General features: G+C 53.4%; 12 protein-coding genes. 3 read left to right on the top strand and 9 right to left on the bottom strand.

Going from position 1 to position 17,233, the window contains the following annotated elements; translation table 11 throughout:
• A partial coding sequence (locus BR83_RS0109640) for a helix-turn-helix domain-containing protein (RefSeq protein ID WP_034635065.1) occupies positions 1 to 428 on the bottom strand: 428 nt, incomplete at its 3' end.
• 314 nt (positions 429 to 742) lie between these two features.
• Positions 743 to 1,279 (bottom strand): YkgJ family cysteine cluster protein, encoded by a 537-nt coding sequence (locus tag BR83_RS15595; protein WP_051618095.1) that lies wholly within the window; start codon positions 1,277 to 1,279, stop codon positions 743 to 745.
• Between the two features lie 171 nt (positions 1,280 to 1,450).
• Here BR83_RS15595 and BR83_RS15590 point away from each other — a divergent pair, with 171 nt between their 5' ends.
• From BR83_RS15590 to BR83_RS0109620, 3 genes are all read left to right on the top strand, one after another.
• Positions 1,451 to 1,729, top strand: coding sequence for a type II toxin-antitoxin system Phd/YefM family antitoxin (locus tag BR83_RS15590; protein ID WP_034635053.1), 279 nt, complete (start codon positions 1,451 to 1,453; stop codon positions 1,727 to 1,729).
• Complete coding sequence (locus BR83_RS0109625) at positions 1,726 to 2,139, top strand: putative toxin-antitoxin system toxin component, PIN family (protein WP_027356908.1); 414 nt, start codon at positions 1,726 to 1,728, stop codon at positions 2,137 to 2,139. The genes BR83_RS15590 and BR83_RS0109625 overlap by 4 nt, the downstream gene beginning before the upstream one ends.
• A 98-nt stretch (positions 2,140 to 2,237) precedes the next feature.
• The gene (locus BR83_RS0109620; protein WP_027356907.1) at positions 2,238 to 3,023 is read left to right on the top strand and encodes a nucleotidyltransferase domain-containing protein; all 786 of its coding nucleotides are present in this window, start codon (positions 2,238 to 2,240) and stop codon (positions 3,021 to 3,023) included.
• Positions 3,024 to 3,166: 143 nt separating this feature from the next.
• Here the strand turns inward: BR83_RS0109620 and BR83_RS17875 are convergent, their stop codons facing one another.
• The 7 genes from BR83_RS17875 to glmM all read right to left on the bottom strand — a co-directional run bounded on the left by BR83_RS17875 (position 3,167) and on the right by glmM (position 17,134).
• Entirely contained in the window at positions 3,167 to 3,484 is a 318-nt protein-coding gene (locus tag BR83_RS17875) for an ATP-binding protein (RefSeq protein WP_027356906.1), read from the bottom strand.
• Between the two features lie 201 nt (positions 3,485 to 3,685).
• The gene (locus tag BR83_RS0109605) at positions 3,686 to 6,376 is read right to left on the bottom strand and encodes an ATP-binding protein (RefSeq protein ID WP_027356905.1); all 2,691 of its coding nucleotides are present in this window, start codon (positions 6,374 to 6,376) and stop codon (positions 3,686 to 3,688) included.
• Positions 6,377 to 6,412: 36 nt separating this feature from the next.
• Positions 6,413 to 9,097 (bottom strand): DUF1156 domain-containing protein, encoded by a 2,685-nt coding sequence (locus tag BR83_RS0109600; protein WP_027356904.1) that lies wholly within the window; start codon positions 9,095 to 9,097, stop codon positions 6,413 to 6,415.
• Between the two features lie 38 nt (positions 9,098 to 9,135).
• Positions 9,136 to 12,450 (bottom strand): helicase-related protein, encoded by a 3,315-nt coding sequence (locus tag BR83_RS0109595; RefSeq protein WP_027356903.1) that lies wholly within the window; start codon positions 12,448 to 12,450, stop codon positions 9,136 to 9,138.
• 380 nt (positions 12,451 to 12,830) lie between these two features.
• A complete protein-coding gene (locus BR83_RS0109590) occupies positions 12,831 to 13,097 on the bottom strand; it encodes a hypothetical protein (protein WP_027356902.1) in 267 nt (88 codons plus the stop codon).
• A 495-nt stretch (positions 13,098 to 13,592) separates the two neighbouring features.
• Positions 13,593 to 15,422 (bottom strand): glutamine--fructose-6-phosphate transaminase (isomerizing), encoded by a 1,830-nt coding sequence (gene glmS / locus BR83_RS0109580; protein WP_027356900.1) that lies wholly within the window; start codon positions 15,420 to 15,422, stop codon positions 13,593 to 13,595.
• 374 nt (positions 15,423 to 15,796) lie between these two features.
• Positions 15,797 to 17,134 (bottom strand): phosphoglucosamine mutase, encoded by a 1,338-nt coding sequence (glmM, locus tag BR83_RS0109570; protein ID WP_027356899.1) that lies wholly within the window; start codon positions 17,132 to 17,134, stop codon positions 15,797 to 15,799.
• Positions 17,135 to 17,233 lie beyond the last annotated feature (99 nt).

The following is a 17,233-nucleotide window of genomic DNA, read 5'->3' as shown; positions in this document are numbered from 1 at the left end:
GATAAGACTACTTCGTGGATATATATCTTTATCAGTTTTCCATCAACCGGCAGCAGCCACTCTTTCCAGTCGTACTGCATCTGCTCACCCGGGCCGGTTTCTACCCGGGTGGTGGCTAATTTAGCGGTCTTATCATTTTCTTTAAGTTCTCGCAGATAGCGGTGTACACTGGACAATGAGCCGTTGTAGCCTTTTTGAACCAGTTCTTTGTGTATTCTTGTGCCAATATAACCCTTATTAAGCATGGCCTGGATTTCTTCCCTGTACCGGTCCAGTTGTTTTTCATACTTCCTGGCTTTAAATTGTGGCGGGTTGGCGTCTTTAAGATACTTCTTAACGGTATTCCTGGATATACCCAGTGTCCGGGCTATTTTCCTGATGCTGACCCCCTGGGTATGCAGTGCTTTGATGCGTTGCCATTTGTACATGCTTACCACCTCTTTTGCCTCCCCCTCTCGAGGGAGATTTTATCATGAGGTGGGTCAGTTTTATTTGACGATCGGGGGTCAATTCTATTTTACGATCTACAATGAATTCGCCGGGCAATGTTAATTATTGCTATTCAGACACAGGGAAAGATTGTAAATGCCGCTTTCTTCCGTTTTGCTTATTTTACCGTCCTACCGTTGAACAGTCAATTTTTCCCGTAGATCTCTTTCCTGATCAGAGGCCTGCTTTGTGTTTCACGCCCGTGACAAGGATTGTCAGACTTTACAATTTTAGGGCTGACAGGGTGCTGGCGTTAACCATACGTCGGCATTCTTCCGGGTCTGGTCTTTTTCTTCCAGCCCAACTCTTTTTTCAGTTCCTCGTAAACATGAAATACAATCGGACAGACGGCATAATTATCAATTACACTAATTAACCGGAAAACAAAACCCTTTTTGTGCAAGTGAGGATAACTCCTGCAATCACCGGGACGGTATGAATATTGCGTACACAGATTGTCCTTTAGAAACGGGCAGGGTTTCTGGTTGAACACATAGTCGTTTTCAACTTCTTTCAAGTATTTCTCTATAAATTCGGAAACCGGAATACCCGTCCCTTGAGATAACCTCGTGATATCTTTATCGTGCAGAACTGGACTGCATTCCCGGCAACAGTTGGCGCACTGTTTGCAGTCAATCTGCGAAGAAATATCTTTATATAACTTGTGTACCAGGGAATCCACTTCTTCACCCGCAATCCTGGTTTTTAAAAAGGAACGGAATTCCCAGTTTTCATCTTCTTTCTGCGCGGCTATTAATTTAAGCTTTTCCGGCGCAATTTCAATAACCATAATTGGCTCACCTCAAAGAATGCCTTTTAGAAAACGTTATCAAAGCGTATAAAAAACAACCGGCAGGTTTTGGGGCAAAGAAAAGGCTTAAGCCGTGCAGCAACTGGCTCTTGAGCTATTGGATTGACAATATTGGTTTTATACTGTAAGCTAAACATAGAGGTGAACCTTATGGAAAACATCATTAATGTGGAAAATGCCAGGCGAATTCTGGGGGATTTGATCAGCCGGGTAAACGAAAATAAACAACCGGTAGTCATCACCCGGCGCTCGAAGGAAAAGGCCATTCTTTTAGATTATGATGAGTACGTGCGATTGAAAGCCCTGGCCGAAAAGGCAAAGGAAGACCGGTTAATCGAAGCCCTGGAGAAGATCCAGCAAGCAGTCGCCGAAGCCGGTATTTCCTATGAAGCAGTCACCGAAGCCATTCGCGAGGTTCGTTCCAGATGAAAGTCGTTATGGACACAAATATACTGGTATCAGCCATCGGTTGGACTGGTCCCCCGCACCGGTTGCTAAAAGCATGTATAGGGGGAAAACTAAAGCTTTTTATCAGCCCGGCTTTGATCGAAGAATTGATCCTGGTTATAGCCCGCCCGAAGCTTAAAGTGGTCGCCGCTCATCCTGATTTGCCCCGGATAATATCCTGGTTGTGCCAACCGGAACGTCTAATTATCCCCCGGCAGCAGCTAAATGTCATCACGGAAGACCCCGCCGACAACAGGGTTCTCGAGTGTGCACTGGAGGCAGGCGCCGGGGCCATCGTTTCCGGCGACGAACACCTGCTGGATTTGAAAATCTTTTCTGGCATCCCCATCCTGAAGGCTACCGAAGCATGCCTGGCCTGGAAAATTACCTGACTAAAAACCGGACTTCGGGCTTTTCCCGGTTCTGTGGCTCGAGAAGGGTGTGCTCCCATTTGCCTGCACTGTTTACCTGCACCCGGGGAGGAATAAAAATGCTTCTCGAGAGCGAAAAAATTATCAGTGAAATTAAACACCATGTCCAGGACCGGCCACAGGTGGCCGTAGCCTATTTGATGGGGTCTTATGCCGGGGGCACGGCCACACCTTTGAGTGATGTGGATGTGGGCATCGGCCTTTACCCCTCCCTGTGCCCGAACACAGACGACGCCCTGGACCTGGCAGCGGCACTGGAATACTCCCTGACGGAGGCGCTTTTTCCCGGTTATGACCCCGAACCCTGGGCGGAATGGCTCTTCACCCCGGTGGAAGTGGTGGTGCTGAACGCACCCCACACCCTTTCTTCCCTCCCCTGGATGCTGGCCGGCGCCCTGCCGGTCCACACCCCGGATCCCTCTTTTAAGGTGGAACTGGAAAAGCTGGCTTTCCGACGCGGCCGCCCCACGCCGGAAGAGGCCACCATTGCCGCCTGGCGGCTAAAGGCAACCTGGATCGTCCGCACCGCCCGGGGCCAGGTTATTGCCTCCTATGAGGGCATTCTGCGCACCTGCCTGAACCTGGCCCACCGGGCGGTGGTCAGGCTGGGGCTACCCGTGCCGGAAGAACGGCAACAGCTGCCCCTGGTACTGTACCGGGCCGGCATCATTACCCGGCGGGCGGCTTCCTTTATCACAGAAGCCATCAATATACTGTGCCACGACCGTGTAAACTTCCAGGCGTGGGAATACCTGCACCATAACCTCCACCTGCTGGCCGACTATGCCCTGCAGGTGGAAGACGCCCTGGAAAGGACCGTGAAGCAGCAGCGACCGGCGAGATAGAGCCTTGCGGCGCCACCATAATGGCCGCTTCATCCTCACTGATGGCCAGCAGGTCCAACGTTCCGCCCGTCCCACCAGGGGTCCCAGACTTTCTGCAAAAGGAAGGAATGGCCGGATTGGCCTCCATAAGGTAGGGAAATTCATCAGCACCACAATAAGCCGCTCCTGCCGGGCCAGCCCGCCATAAAACGGAAGGCAGCCTCCCCAGGAAGGAAAGGGAAAAACCGTTTCTGCCTGTCCGTAGGCCTGCTCCCACAGCCGCTGCGAAAAAGCGGCCAGCTGCTCCCGGTCGGGTGCCAGAGGGGCACAAAAAAGACGTGTCTCTTCTCCCGGCAAAAAAACCTGAGCAGTTCCGTCTTCCCCACCTGCCGGCGGCCGTATAACACCAGCAGCCCGGCACGACCGCTTCTATAGGCTTCCTCCAGCCAGTTTAGTTCAGCTTTCCGGTTTACAAAAGTCACAGCATCACCTCATTGAGCAAATACAACTTAATCATAACATGATTAGTCTAATCAAGATTATACTATATAAAATAACCGGATTCCATTTACGAATACAATTAACAACATAGCAACAAAAAAACAACCGGTAATCATCCCCCGGCGCTTGAAGGAAAAGGCGCACAAACCCTTGAACCCATCCATCATTTTTAAAAGGTGTTTTTAACTTTCCTTCCATTCAATAATATTTGATCCCAGTTGCTGTAATGTTTCTTTTACCTTGCTATCTAGAGTATTACGGTCAAAGCCGTTTTCTGTCTCAGCCTTAATTTCGAGAGTAATCTCAGGATCAGAACCGCATGCTTTCAAGGGCCGGATAACACCGGTGACAATCTGCGAGAGCTTATCCCAGGGAATAGTAGCTTTGATGCTAACCCGCCTAACCTTAGATGACGGTGTTAGGGTAGTTATATCCTCCCCTGGCTGAACGGTTATATCCCGTTCGTCTTTTCCAACCGAAGCACTTCCTCCATTTTCTCCTATATTGCTACTGCTTTTAGGAGGCTTAGTATATATAAAGGAATAAGCCTTCTTCTTCTCCTCCTCGGCGTTCTCCGGCCGGACAACGACGGCATCCAGGGATAAATCCGGAGGCGTTTCATTAAAATAGAGGGCAGAACCCACGCGGACCCCCAGCAGTCCAGTTCTTACACCCTGTCTGACCGCTTCGAGCAGGACTTTTTCGCTCTCCAGGCAGGGCAATCCGGGCGTTTTTAAGAAAACATCATAAACTTCCTGAACTGTTTTTTCTGTTTCCTCTTCACCAAAGGCCCGGTCCAGCACAAGTTTAGGGGTCAGGGATGATAAAATGCGTTCCTCGTCTTTTAGATACTGCCAGACACGCTGGCTTAAGGAAGTGCTCTGCCCTGAAGCAGGGATACCCATATCCCGCCAGGTAACGTCCCCGTTACTGCGCCAGGCTACGTGTCGGTAGGCGGTCATAATAGTATGAGGAAGGCTTTTTCTGGCATCATCCAGTTTGTTCTTCAATTCCTGCCTGGCGCCGGACGACAAAGAGAGCTCCGCATCACCAGAAATGTCCTGCAGGGCCAGGAAGCGCCTGAACTGTTTTTCTAAGCCGGCATAGGAACTTGCATCCAGGGCCACGACGAACAGCGTGTTGCGGTAAATGCGAAAAGTAGAGCCGGCATTATCAAAAATCTCCCGAACCAGCTGCGAGGTTTCTTTATCCCCGTATTTCTGACCAGGCTCCAAAAGTATAAGTTTAAGCATCCGGTTGTCAGGTATATCCCCCGGACTGTCAGGCCACAGGTAGATGTCAATAGGAGCTCCCCTGGCCATGCGGTTCAAATGATCAAACAGGCTTTCACGGACCTGTTCAGGGGCGATGGCCTCTTCTTTATCGACAATGATGCGGTTGAGATTCGGCTGGTTTTTAAAGCTGTAAAAGCGCTTTTCGGTATGGAAAAACCACAGGGAATCTTCCAGCTTGCTGACGGCGTCGCCGACAATAGTAGGGGGAATGCCTTCCCGCAGGAGGGCCACCCTGAGCCAGGGAAGGTTGACGCCCCGGCGCTCCCCGCCGCTGAAGGAATAGAGAAAGACCGACGTGGCAATCCCTTTCGCAATGCCGTACTTTTCGTATTCGCTGCCCATTTCCTGGTCTATCCGCCGGGCTTTGCCGGCGATATCATAAGAAATAATGCTGTCATACTCATTGCCGATATGTTTAATGAATTCACGGCGAACTGGGGCATACCCCAGTTCGACCAGGGAAGAGTGGATCAACGACGCCGAGACCTTACGCTCATACAATTCTCCAATGACCTGGGCCAGGAGCCGCAGCACTCCCCGGGTGCGCTGGAAAGTGGGAAAAGAGCCCCAGCGCTCGTATAAGACGTCGATAAATTCCGGGTGAAAAGGATAGGCCCGCTCGATCTTCTCCCGGTAGGCCACATCACGCACCTCGGCAGGCACGTCGCTGCCCAGGCCCTGATAGAGGCGAAAATAGGCTTCCGCTACCTGGCGGTGTGTCCTGGGGTCACCCAGGTCTTCAAATAATCGCTTGCGGATAACTTCGTATATCTCTACTCCTTCTACCGGCACGTAAATGCTTTCCACCCGGCCCGATACCTTCTGCAGCTGGACCAGAGCTTTTTCCGCCTCTTCGTCATACTGCTCCAGGATGCTCGCGGGCAGCGTGAGTACCAAAACCGACTTCTCGGAGGCGGCCACTGCCTCCGACAGCTCCTGCAGGAAAGCCAAAGTCTGGCCCTGGGTTATCTTCTCGATCTTTTCCACCTGGTTGGCCTTGACAATGTACTGCAATAATTCGTCCATGAGGATTAAAGTTGGACCACTCCGCGCCAGGATCTCTTTGATCCGCTCTTTCCCCGGCGCTACTCTCCGGGCATCGTGTTCCCTGACAATTTCATAACAGCCGAGCTGGTGGGCAATTTCTCCCCAGGGCGTCCTGCCCTTAACGGGATCGGCTGTCGTCCCGGCAAAGGCCGCCACCCTGGCGCCGGAAAAGTTACGCCATTCTGCCAGCAATCCCTGGAGCTGCTCCAGGTGGTTGACCTGGTTATAAGACCTTACCAGGTGATACAGGGTTAAAAGGGCATGGGTCTTGCCGCCGCCAAATGGGGTCTGCAGCTGGATGACGGGGTCGCCTTTTCCCGTACCGAGGCGGGAAAGAACGTTTCGCGCCAGGTTTTGCAAGCCCGTGGTAAGGTAGGTCTTGGCAAAGAAAAGCCGCGGATCCCGGTATTCCTCGGGCGCCTCACCGCTCAACACGTCACCCAGATCGGCAGCAAAGACCGCCTCGCTGAAGGACTTCGCTTTAATATCTTTATGGGGTGTCACTACCTGCCACCAGGCCGGAAGAGTCATAAAACCGCCTCCTTAAAAATGCGCTACAAGTTGCTGCTAAAAAAGTGTTTGCTGGCCGCCGTTGGCCACCTTCTGGTAACCCTCCCGCCCGTACAAGAAGCCCTGGAGCATCTGTTTTTCCTTATCCCCGGGCGGCAGCACCTCGGAGAGGGCCTGGGCTACCTGCCAGAAGGCGTTATTATGGAGGTATCCCGTTGTGGTAAGGAGCTCGGTAATTTTTGACCGCTGGTTTTTCTCCCATAACAGGAGACAGGCATGGAGGATGTCGACCATATTATCAAACTTTCCTTTTTCCAGGAACCTGGCGCCCCGTTCTTTCGGCCCCAGCACGCTGATAAACTCCTTATCCTTTTTAATAAAGCCGCTGTTCCAGTACTGTGTGAGCTCGATGCCCACTGCGCTGGCCAGTTTTCTGGCCTCGTCAAAAATAATTTTAGCCCCGTTGTAGGTCCAGCGCCATAGGAGATAAAACCGGGTTTCCGCATCAATGCCGCCCAGATGGCTGTCTTTTAAGATTTTGGTCAGGGCGTACTCGCTCACGGTTTTGCGGACAAACTCCAGGAGATCGGCAGCCTTCACCTCTTCCCCGGCATAGGACTCCACCCGCTCATAGCGGCCGAAGACTTCCAGCGCCGGTCCGATGGCGGAAATGAAGAAATCGCTGCCGCCTATGCCGTCGTTCCAGAACTGTTCCAGCTTTTCCCGGATTCTTTCCTCCACCTGGGGCTTGATCTCGTTGAAATAGGCAGTTTCCTTTTTCGCCCGCTTGCGGCAGACCATATAGATGGACGATGCCAGGGCCGCAGATTCTTTTGCCCGCAGGCGAGCCTTCATCTCGGTATTTATGGGCCAGGAAGCGGTGAGGTACAAGCCGGAATGCAAAAGGGCGTTAATAATTGTCTCCCAGGCGTCGGTAGTTTTGTGGGCAAAAACAATGACGGCAATGCCTTCTGGTTTCAAAACACGAGCAATTTCACGGAAGGCTTTGGCAATCATTTCCTCAAAAAACCTCTTACCTCCTTCAAATCCACCTTCCTCATGGGTGTAGGCGACGATTTCTTCGGACTTGGGGGTCAGCGGGGTGGCAAAAAGCTCAGGGTATGAATCACCCACCGTGCGCTTGAGCCACACATAGAAGAAGTCCGAAAGATAGGAATAGGGCACGTTGTCGTAGTACGGCGGGTCGGTGACCACGGCGTCGAAGTAGTTGTCGGGATACGGTAGAGACGTAGTGGAGGTCTGGGCGACGGTGGCGGGATTAGGTATAATTTGGGAACAATGCTCAATTATTCTAACCACCCATTCCTGCATATTCGGCCACCCAACATCAGTAAAAGGATTGACCTCTACATAGTCCCACACCATAGGCAATGCCTGCCTTCCAAAAACATGTTCAATTTTTTCCCCAACAACATTGTAAATGACTAAGTTAGCATTCTTATCCGCTAACCTGTCAAAGATAATTGCCAAATACGTCACCACTACCCTGGCGTACTCCTCCTCGTACCCCTCCGCCAGCATCAGCGCGTGGGCCTGCCGCACTTTATCCGCAAAGGTGAGCAGCGCCAGCTTCTGGCGGGGGTTGAAGAGGTCGCCCCAGGTATTCATTCCATAGACCCAAACGTTAATAACGCCAAAAGAAACCGGAACTCGTTTTAGGGGTTCATCCGGCACCGGCTCGAAGCCCCACTTGTCCCAAAGTTCCTCCCGCTTCTGCTCCAGGTACTTCTCGGCTTCCCGGAAAACCGCCATGTCCTTTTCCGTGACCAGGCGATAGGTCTTGCCCTGCCGGTCCGGGTGGTGCAGGACTACCGCTACCAGGCGCTGGCCGGCTACACCTTCCTGAAACTGCTTCCGCACCTCTTTGTCAGTCAATCCGCTGCCGCAGCAGGGGCAGACGGCTTTGGCCCGGGCTATTGTCCCTTCCTCCGGGTCAAAATCTATTTCGTCATCTAAGGCAATGGCAAACTCAACATTTTTACCCCGCGGCACGATGCGCAGGGCCACTTTTTTCTTTTCCTTTTTGGCCAGCCAGGTCTGGCGCATGAGGGGAATCTCGGCTCCGCAGGCGGGGTTCTGGCACTTCACCGTGCGCGCCCAGATATAGCCAACCGGTATGCTCCCGTCGGGGTCGGCCGGGTAAAAGTGGCCGATTTCTTTCCTTGCTTCCTCCAGCACCCATTCGCCCCAGCGACGGACATCCTCCAAGAGGGGATTGACTTTCTGCTCTATTTCGCCCACCGGCGTTTGCACTTTCCGCTTCTCCGGACGGCCGAACTTCTGGGGGAATTCCAGGGTGGCTTTTTCGATCAACACGGCCACCGGGTTGAGGTCACTGGCGTAAGTCTCGCACCCCAGACGCAGGGCCTCCAGGGGGATGGCCCCCCCGCCGGCGAAAGGGTCCAGGACCCGGGGCGGCCTGCCGCCGTTGGCCGCCAGGATCTCTTTCTGCGCCCGTTCGATGTAATGTGGATTTAAGGAGTTTTCCCATTTGGCAAGATCAGCAATAAAATCTGCCCGCGCGATCCGCCCGACCTCGTCTTCCGGCTCCGGGACCAGGGCGGCGTAGATGATGGCCCGCGAAGCCGCCAGCGGCCGCCTGGCCCACCAGATGTGTAACGTGGAAATGTGGCCGTGACGGATGTTTTTCTCCCTGGCCGACTGCTCGCTAACCTGTTTAACGGGGAAGGTTGTTTCTATAAAGGCTTTTTTATTACCCAACACCTGCACACTCCTTTTTGGCGTTTAGAGCAGCCCATTCAAGCCTTTTTGGCCGCAGGCCGCCAGTTCTTTACCACATAGCGCACGATTTCTACCTGCTCTTCGGGCCGCAGACAGGCAGCAGGGTTCTGGATCAGGTAGAGCTGCGGTTCTCCTGCCGCCTGCTCCACCACGTAGAGCCAGTATTCCGCGCCCAGGCGGTTGGCCATCACCCACTCGTTGGGGGTCAGGGCGATGGCGCCGGTCTTTGCCCGGGCTTTAACCTCGATGTAGCGATAATTGCCCTCCCTGTCGACGGAGCGGATATCATAACCCATGGCCTGGGCGGATACATCTTCCGGCTGCCGGCCCTGTTCCCGCTCATACTGCATGGCCAGGTCCATCCCTACCTGCTCTATAGCCGCATCGGCGGTCATCTCATCAGGCAGGGTATTCCCCGGCACCACCCGGACCACGGCGAGAAGCTCCGGCTCAGAAGGATAGAGGCTGGTCTGAACACGAATATCCTCCAGCAGGCGTTCCTTTTTGCGCTCCAGGTCTTCCCGCTTCCGTTGTTCCTGGATAATGGTTACCTCCGGAATATTTTCTCCTTTGATTTTCCGGGTTTCGTAATCGGCCAGCTTGCCCTCCGATTCGAGGATTAAGGTTTCAATAGACTTCAGGCCGTATTTTTCTTTGAGGGCGGCATCCTTCCTCCTCTGCTCCAGCAGTTCCTCCCTGTACGGCAGGACCTGCTGCTCTAAGGCAAAGGCCATAACCTCTTCCCTGGAAACCGTTAAAACAGGCGTTTCTGTACCTGGAGAAGAATTTTTACCCGGTTTCAAATCCCAGAGTAAGGAGGGGTTAACGGCACACAGGCGGCCGCCGGCATCCTGGTAAATGCAGAACAGCTTGCGGCCGGCAACATCTCCCCTCCCGTCCTTTATCTCGCCGGTCATGAACCATAAAAGCCCATCCTTTTTCCCGTCGGGATCGGTAAATATCGCCCCGCGGGAAGCCTCCTGCCGGTAGCGTTTGAATATAGTTTCCAGAACGGCCTCCATTAACGGGTGCCCCATGGTAACAAAATCGGCCTGCAAATTAAAAGCTTTTTCTTTCTCAAAGGCTACCTTCAGATATTCACGCTGCACCTCGCCGTATTTAACCTTAAATTCATAGGGCTGGTTGCGCACTTCAAAGGGTACTGATGTCACCCGCCAGAGACCGTCCTGCCTTTTCTCTATCTTGATCTCGAGTTTCCGGGCGGCCCGCAGGAAAAAACTTTCAATATACTCGGGCACCAGCCGGTTTTCCCGCGCAACCCGCTGCTCACCAACGATGCGGGAAAGGTCGATGTGGCGCGTGGCCAGGGCTTCCATCGTCGCCTCCCTGACCCTCCGGATGGCCTCCACATCGGGAACCCGCTCCATTTCGGCCAGAATATCATCCATCGTCCGCCGCCTGGCAATGGCGTCCAGAATAAGGTCTTTCAGGCTGGTGCCAGGGAGGACGTCACCGATGACGTCAAAAACACGGTCGGAACCCAGCTCCTCTTTCATGCGGTTCAGCTTTTCAAAGAGCTTTTCCAAGATCTTTCCTTCCAGGGTATCAACCGCCACCAGGTTGTAAATATGCACCTCGTGCCGCTGGCCGTAGCGGTGGATGCGCCCCATCCGCTGTTCCAGGCGGTTGGGGTTCCAGGGTATGTCGTAATTTACCATCAGCCAGCAGAACTGCAGGTTGATGCCTTCACCTGCCGCCTCCGTTGCCACCATGACCTGGGCCCTGTTTTTGAATTCATGCTCTGCCCGGATGCGGGCGTCCATGCCCATCCCGCCGTGAATAGTGGTAACGGTATATCCCCATTTTTTGTTGATTTTCTCTGCCAGGTACTCCAGGGTATCCCTGGATTCGGTGAAGATAAGGATTTTTGCCCCGGTTTCTTTAATTCTTTCGTCCTCGATGACTTCCCTGAGGCGGTTCAATTTGGTCTCGATTTCCTGCTTTTCAACCTCCCTGGCTAAATGAACAAGTTCCGTTAATTTATCAATTTCAAGCTTCAGTTCTTCCAGCGTTTCTGCTGAAGTCAGCTTTTCTAGAAGCTCTTCTTCTTTCTGCCAGCGCTGGTTTTCTTCCAGGTCTTCCAGATAATCTTCTGTATAACCATATTCCTGGAGAATCTGCCCCTTTTTATACAGCTCCTCCAGGCGAAGGTAGCGGCGCTCCAATGACTTGCGTACCGCCCTGACGCTTGAAGCCAGCCGCCGCTGCAGGATGGTCAGGGCAAAGGCGACATTGCGCTTCTCTTTCTGGAGGGCCTTGTTGAAGTTTTGCTCTACGTAATCGGTGACGGCGTTGTAGAGCATCTTTTCGGCATCGCTCAACCGGTACTTCACTGTCTCTACCTTGCGGGGCGGGAAAAGAGGGGTATTATCAAACCCTTTAAGATCTTCCTTAAGCCGCCGCAGGAAAAGCGGGTTATCCTTATTTTGGATGGAGGCAGCCAGCATTTCTGTACTGGCAAAAAAGCCCGGCTGGAGGAGGTCTAAAAACAGCCGGAAATTCTCGGGATCGCCACGATGGGGAGTGGCGGTAAGAAAGAGAAGGTATTTGGTGACCTGGGAAATCAGCTCCCCGAACTGATAGCGGGCGGTTTTGCTTATCTTTTCCCCGTATTTATAGGCAGACATCTTATGGGCCTCGTCCACAATGACCAGATCCCATGAAGAGTCCCTCAGGGCAAACATAACGTCATCCTGTTTGGCAAAATCCAGGGAAGTTATGATTTGATGGCGCTCGGTCCAAACGTTCTGGCCCCAGCTGGCGTTCATAACGCCGCGGTCGACAATTATAAAATTCTCCTGGAAGCGCTCTTTCATTTCCCTGAGCCACTGTTCCTTAAGGTGCCCGGGAACTATAATGAGCACCCTGTTAACCAGACCCCTGTATTTCAGTTCTTTTAAGAGCAATCCGGCCATAATGGTCTTTCCGGCGCCGGGGTCATCGGCCAGCAGGAAACGTATGTTGGGGTTTTTCAGTATGTAGTGGTAGACGGCTTCAATCTGGTGCGGCAGGGGGTCAACCTGCGAGACGCTCACACCATAAAGCGGGTCAAACTGAAAGGCATTGCGGATCCTGTTGCCCTCCAGGAAGAGGAATACATCCTCGGCATCGCCTGTAAACTCAAGGCGATGTTCCGATGACTTGGTAATGGCGGCCAGTTCATCAGGACTTAGAATGGAATCGTAGTATTTCTTTGAATTAACACCGACCGCCTCTAACTTGATCATCGGGCCAATAAACCTGACAGCCACCACTTTAACCGGTTCGGGGAAAATCGGGCCGCATACTATGTCCCCAATTTCCAGATTCATTCCTGCCTTCACTCCTCGGCAATGTATAGACTTTCCCTATTCCTGATTAGTTAGTTAAATTTTTGATCAGATACTTGAATTGCCTTGGATACATTTTATTTTTAAACCATATGCAAGAAAACCTGGATAGATAATGGGTTTATAGCCAATTCAACGAACCCTGACAAAAGTCCTGCTAAAACGGCAACTGCTGCAGCTCAAGATGTACAAACAATGGGTAAAAAAACAGGGCGAGGTTCCACCCCTTCTTCGCCCATGTCATTTTAAAGACTTATTACAATCCAGCGAATTATTGTTCATGGTGTTATCCAGATAATTGATAAACACATAACATGAAAACAAGTGTAAGGATCAAAGGTTAAATTTAATAACGAAATCTTTTACATACTAATTCTTTTATCATTTAAAATTGCCCAAATGTAAGCAGGTCCTCTCACAATATTATTGATTTTACCTGGATTATCAATAGGCATTAATTTAAAAGCTTTTTCAAAATCATTCTTATATAGTTTATAATTTGTTCTATCAGTTATAATACTTTTATCATTATTTAGGTAATATTTAAATTTTATTCCTGTTTTTGTATAAAAACTTTCACCTGCACATGAAATAATTCTATTCCATATTTCATCAAATACTCTAGTCATATTTTGTCACCCCAAAATATAATTAATAAAAATATTTTGCGTCAGGGTTATTTTCCTGATACTGACTCCCTGGGCATGCAGTGCTTTGAAACTGGCGAGGGGTCAGGCCAATCCGGTGGAGCACCGCCCAGAATTGGTTATCCCGCCCGGCGTAATAGGCTTTAATTTTGGCCGAACGGTTACCAGCCGCCGTCCCGCAGAAAACCACTTTAAGACCCGGTTTAAGGACGTCAGGAAGAATGTCCACTGGAAGGAGCCTCCAAAAATAAAATCTACATAGTGTTGCCCGGGAGAAAAAAGTTTTTAATAATTTTCTCATAAATACCATGTTTTCCTTCAAAAAGATGAAACAGGTCAGGGTAAAAGGACAAAGGGATAAGTGCGTAAGCCTTACCTTTTCAAGGCTTTGCCCTTATCCCTTTAATATATCCCTTTGGAAAGAAATTGGAAAGAAAGATTCAATGGAAATACCTTTAGCTCATATTCTATTACTCCCTACTCCACCGTTACGCTCTTGGCCAGGTTGCGGGGCTGGTCCACGTCGCAGCCCCTGACCACGGCCATCTGGTAGGCCAGGAGCTGCAGGGGGATCACGGCCAGCACAGGGGCCAGGACGGGGTTGGTGGGCGGGATGTAGAGCACGTGGTCGGCCACCTTTTCCAGTTCCTTCTGCCCCTCCATGGCCAGGGCGATTACCGTGGCGTCACGGGCCTTAACCTCTTTTATATTGCTCAGCGTTTTTTCAAAGAGGTTCTTTTGCGTGGCCAGGGCGACCACCGGCACGCCCTTTTCAATCAGGGCCAGGGTGCCGTGCTTCAATTCCCCGGCGGCGTAGGCCTCGGCGTGTATATACGAAATCTCCTTCAGCTTGAGGGAACCTTCCAGGGCCACGGCGTGGTCCAGGCCCCGGCCGATGAAGAAGACATCCTCCGCCCCGCCGTACATTCGGGCAAGGTCCTTGATCACGTGGCCGTTGTTCAGGATCAGCTCCGCCCGGCCGTCCAGCTGTTTCAACTCCCGGATGATTGCCTGCCTCTCCTCGACGGTCATGGTTCCCCGTACCGCGGCCAGGTGCAGGGCTATCAGGTACATGGCCACCAGCTGGGTGGTATAGGCTTTGGTGGAGGCCACGGCGATCTCGGGGCCGGCCCAGGTATAGAGCACGTGGTCGGCTTCCCGGGCAATGGAGCTGTCCACCACGTTGGTCACGGCCAGCACCGGGGCGCCCAGGCGCTTCGCTTCCCTTAAAGCCGCCAGGGTATCTGCCGTTTCACCGGACTGGCTGATCACTATCACCAGCGAGTTTTCATCAACAAGGGGCTGGCGGTAGCGGAATTCGGAAGCGATATCCACCTCCACCGGTACGCGGGCCAGCTGTTCGATGACATATTTGCCCACCAGGCCGGCGTGGTAGGCGGTGCCGCAGGCGGTGATAAATATTTTGTGCAGGGTCTTTAACCTTTCATCATCAAGCTCCAGCTCCTTGAGCACCACCGCCGAATCGTCACCGGCCAGGCGTCCCTTCAAGGTATCCCGCAGGGCCCGGGGCTGCTCGTGGATCTCCTTCAGCATAAAGTGGGCAAAGCCATTCTTTTCGGCCTGGGCCACTTCCCACTTCACTTCAAAGACCCGTTTTTCCACGGGTTCACCATGCCGGTTGAAAACCCTTACCTCTTCCGGTGTCAGAACGGCCATCTCGCCATCGTCCAGGATGTATGTGCGCCGGGTATGGGCCAGCAGGGCCGGAATATCGGATGCCAGGAAATTTTCGCCCTGCCCGAGGCCCACCACCAGGGGGCTGTCCTGGCGCACGGCCACCAGCTTATCCGGCTCGCCGGCGGCCAGCACCACCATGGCGTAGGAACCCCGGATGCGTTCCACCACCCGGCGTACCGCCTCTACCAGGTCCCCCTGGTAAAAGTGTTCCACCAGGTGGGGCAGCACCTCCGTATCCGTTTCGGAAGCAAACCGGTGGCCCCGGGAAGCCAGCCATTCCTTCAACTCCAGGTAGTTCTCGATAATCCCGTTGTGCACCACGGCAAAACGTCCGGAACAATCAATGTGGGGGTGGGCATTGGTATCCGAAGGGCGGCCGTGGGTGGCCCAGCGGGTGTGCCCGATACCGGTATGTGCCTGCCCGTTATGATCCCGCAGCATTTCCGCCAGGCCGGCCAGCTTGCCCGCCCGCCTGTATACTTCAATAACCCCGTTTTCCAGAACGGCAATGCCGGCCGAATCGTAACCGCGGTATTCCAGCCTGGCCAGCCCGCCGAGAAGTATGGGTACGGCCCGCCGGGGGCCGGTATAGCCAACGATGCCACACATATGAAAAACCTCCAGCAGCAAGGTATTGATCCAGTAATTAGAAATGCCGGGGTGCAGAAAGGCCCCCGGCAGAAAACCAGGAAAAGTCCCTGGTACCTCCGCCCCTTCTGGAACGGAGTGATCTGGTAAAATGGCCTTCTACCCTCATGCCACCGGACACCCTTTGTCCCGGCCGTTGCCGGCCGGTTTTGTAGTGTCGTTCACGGTCGTGGCCAACCGGGGAGCATCCGCCGAAAACTTCGATAAACTCCCACCTCGTCAACCCGGAAACATCTAAACTAACTGGCTGACCGGCAATTTCCGGGTTCTGGCGCTTTCATTTTCAGTTTTTCGTGAAGTCCCGGCATCCCCCCTTTCAAGAAAACCTTAATGCCTTAAGAAGAAACCCTGTGGATTACTTCCACCAGTTCGCCGGCAATGGACCGCAGGAGGTCCATATCCCGGCCCTCCACCATCACCCGCACCAGGGGTTCGGTGCCCGAAGGGCGCACCAGGATGCGCCCCTGTCCGCCCAAGCGCTCTTCCTGCTCCCGGATGGCCCGGGCCAGTTCCGGGCTGCCCATCACCTTTTCCTTATCGGTAACCCGGACATTCTCCAGCAACTGGGGAAGTTTTTCCATCTGGGCCGCCAGTTCCTGCAGGGTCGCTCCCGTCTCCCGGACGACCTGCAAAAGCTGCAGGGCGGTCAAAATACCATCACCGGTAGTGTTGTAATCCAGCATGATGATGTGACCGCTTTGCTCACCGCCAAAGGTGGCCCCCGAGCGCAGCATCTCCTCCAGGACGTAACGGTCCCCCACCCGGGTTTTCAGCACCCGGATACCGCTCTTTTCCAGGGCCAGGTCCAGCCCCAGGTTGCTCATTACCGTAACCACCACGGTATCCCTGGCCAGCCGGCCCTTCTTCTGGAGGGACCGGGCCAGGATAACCATAATCTGGTCACCGTCCACCAGGTTGCCCCGGCCGTCCACGGCAATTACCCGGTCCGCATCCCCGTCATGGGCCAGGCCCAGGTGAGCGCCGTGCTCCAGCACCGCCTCCTGCAGGGCAGCCGGATGGGTGGAACCGCAGCCGGCATTAATATTCGCTCCATCGGGGGTATTGAAGATGGGGATAACTTCCGCACCCAGTTCGGCCAGCACCCGGGGGGCTATCCGGGAGGCGGCCCCGTTGGCGCAGTCCACCACCACTTTCAAACCGGAAAAGTCGCACGATACGGTATCCTTCAAAAAGGCTATATAACGGTCCGCCGCATCAGCAACCGGGAAGATACGACCCACCCCTGCTCCCACGGGAGCGGGAATGCAGGCGGTATTGGAAAGCAGCTGTTCGATTTCCTCTTCCATTGCATCGGACAGCTTGTAACCGCTGGCCCCGAAAAACTTGATCCCGTTGTCATCCATGGGATTGTGGGAAGCAGATATGACCGCTCCCCCGGCGGCACCCAGTGCCCTGGTGAGATAGGCGATGGCCGCCGTGGGCATTACCCCCACCTTGAGAACATTAACCCCGGCCGAGCATATCCCGGCCGTGAGGGCGGCCTCCAGCATATCGGAGGAAATGCGGGTATCCCAGCCCACCACCAGGCTCGCCCCCGGCAGGCCCCGGGAAAGAACATATGCCCCCGCCCGGCCCAGTTTCAGGGCCAGTTCCGGGGTAAGTTCACGGTTGGCCACTCCCCGGACACCGTCGGTACCGAATATTGCTCCCATGGTCAGAATCTCCTTTCATGCTCGACAGAGATCACGTCCAAACACAGTTTATTATACCTGCAGCCACCGGGCAGGTCAATTTTTTACCAGATATCCCGG

The sequence above is a fragment of the Desulfofundulus thermocisternus DSM 10259 genome (genome assembly GCF_000686645.1).
Taxonomy (GTDB): domain Bacteria; phylum Bacillota; class Desulfotomaculia; order Desulfotomaculales; family Desulfovirgulaceae; genus Desulfofundulus; species Desulfofundulus australicus.
The sequence above is the reverse complement of the archived record's forward strand: the minus strand, read 5'-3'. Positions and strand labels throughout refer to the sequence as shown.